The sequence below is a fragment of the Borrelia persica No12 genome (genome assembly GCF_000500045.1).
GTDB lineage: Bacteria > Spirochaetota > Spirochaetia > Borreliales > Borreliaceae > Borrelia > Borrelia persica.
In genome coordinates, this window is record NZ_AYOT01000100.1 from 1 (window position 1) to 2,436 (window position 2,436).

Below are 2,436 nucleotides of genomic sequence, written 5' to 3' on the forward strand. Positions count from 1 at the left end.
TAAGTAAATGTGAATTACTAATTCTATAATATATAAATATGGAAATAATAATTCACATATAATTCTTAAGCACTTGTTGCTACTTTAGGCTTTTTAGAAACCTTGACTTGCTTAGCTTGTTGTTCCTTCCCAACTTCTTCTTCACCTGAATACGACAAATCAACCTTAGACTCATCATCCTCCACTGATGGCTCAACACTAGATTCATCACTTTCTAATGGCAAATCACCCCTAGGTTCCTCTATCTCAACCTTAGGTCTCTCTACAACCTTTTTTTCTAAATTGCTAAGTAAAATTTCCTTATAATCTGTATAAAGTCTCTCCAACATACGATTCATCATGAAACCTATCTTCGTTTCACAGAAATAATCTCCACCTGTTTGCTTAATATTGATATCAAGATTATCTGTATATTTCTTTGCTACACACTCTTTAAAGTATCCATATATATACTCATAGTCAATATCATCTGGAACAAGTACTGGAAAATTAACTATTGTTTCATCTATTCGATTAGACTACACCTCTTCACTCATATATGCTCTCCAAAGCCTATCTAGCTTTATATATAGCCTTTTTGCCAAGTATCGCAAATTAAATCTCATGTCACGTCTCCTTTTCTTTTATAATTTTATTCCTTTCTTCTTTAACTACAATCCTTAAACTAGATAAAGACATTCCCTTTGTTCTCTTAAATACTGCATAATTCGTTTCAAATTCAATATCCATCTTCGGCAACAACCTGTATGAAATGTCAGGTGCAGAATTATTTGATACATCACCTGTTATATTCACACCAGTATTGTCTGCTATATTTTGCTCTGAAATTGCAGAAATTATGCTGTCTAAAGAACCGTTCTTTGAAAACATTTGTCCTTCTTCTCCTTCTATAACCACACCTACATTTTCATCAATTTCAGATAGCGACATTTCATTTGCTATTTCACCCCTTTTATAACCGCTTTTACGTTCATAAATATCCTCATTTGACAATGACTCAGATAAAATGCTTGGGGGCGTTTTATACAAAAGACTATCTGTTTCGTTTGATTGTGCATTATTGCCTATGTTTTTCTGTAAAGTGGCTGACATACTTTCTCTTGCTCTATTCTTTAAATGCCTTCGTTCTTCTTCTGCCTTTCTCAGTCTCTCTTCTCTCTCTTTCGCTTCCTGTTTAAATAGCCTCTGCAAATATTCTTGTAGTCCCTTGTTTTCTAGCCTGTGTTCCTCTTCTTTTTTTGCCTTTTCTTTCTCAGAAATCTGCAAATTTTTTACTGCTTTTTTTCCTTTTTTTTCTAAAAATTTTTTTCCAACGCATATATTTTCGCCATAGACTGCTTTTGAAACACATCGCTTTTTGTACTTGTTCGAGTACCAATCTCTAAATCGCTCTTTCCAAATTACTTCGTAATCGCTTATTATCCCATCTTTCCTTTTCATCATCATCCACACTTTGTGCTTGTACCTGTTCGCAAATTGCTTTAAAAAGTGTTCCAAAATGTCTTCAAGACTGTATTCAATTCCATAATCAATTATTGCTTGCTCCAAATTTAGCAGCGCGTTTATGTACGTCGAATCATTATTGCTTTTTTCTTTTATCCGCTTTACATATTTTTTGCTAATTTTGTATTCAGATAACAGTCTTGTTTCAATATCTTTTCTCTTTATTTTGCTCTTGCTTTTCTCTTTCTCATGAGAATCAGATTTTTTCAAAATCATTTCTGAGTTCCCTTTAGAATTCTTTTCTTTTATATAGCTTGTATTAGCTTTATTAATATCATCCGAATCGTGCACATGCGAAATTATACTCATGCGATTTTTATTAAGTTGTTCGTTGTTTTTTGATTCTATTTTTTCTTTTATGAGTTTTGTAGTTTTCGAATTTATTTTTGAATTTATATTTTTGGGTTCGTTATCAAAAGGCTTATCAAAATCAAAATTTCCAATAATGAATTTATCTTTTAAATTGTCTTGTAGAAGTTGTGTTAGATATTCTAATATTGTTTCTTTATGTGTAGGCATTAGTTCCATGTTTTGAACATAGTAAGCAACACTTCCTTTTCCTTTACCAAATCTTATAATTTTAGATTTTATTAAATTTAGATTGTTTAGTAACTTTATATCTAGTTCTAGAGTGCGCTTACATACTTTTTTTGCATAATCATTTTCTAATAGTTTAATTACTATTTTTTGGATATCACTTGCGGAATATTCTTCAATGCCATTTGATTGTTTGTAATTTGTATTTTTAGTATTTATTGCCCAGTAAACTTTAAGCAATCTGTTGTAGCGTTTAAGCATTTTACTTATTTGCAATTTTACATAAGACATTCGTATCGTTTGAGTATTATGGGGATTTTTATAAATATTTAGTTCTACAAGGCTTTTTAATATTGCATTTATTTGACCTTTTGGGTCTTGATATTTGAAATTCTT

2 protein-coding genes are annotated in these 2,436 nt (G+C 30.9%); both read right to left on the reverse strand.

From position 1 onward, the window contains the following. Positions 1-65: 65 nt before the first annotated feature. Complete coding sequence (locus U881_RS0101945; RefSeq protein WP_235048116.1) at positions 66-329, reverse strand: hypothetical protein; 264 nt, start codon at positions 327-329, stop codon at positions 66-68. Between the two features lie 277 nt (positions 330-606). Beyond that, on the reverse strand, positions 607-2,436 hold a 1,830-nt coding region (locus U881_RS10525; protein ID WP_038363376.1), incomplete at its 5' end, for a plasmid maintenance protein.

Bases quoted from the DNA above. Each gene is read 5' to 3' on its own strand.
- U881_RS0101945 (WP_235048116.1), bottom strand. From the start codon at position 329: ATGTTGGAGAGACTTTATACAGATTATAAGGAAATTTTACTTAGCAAT.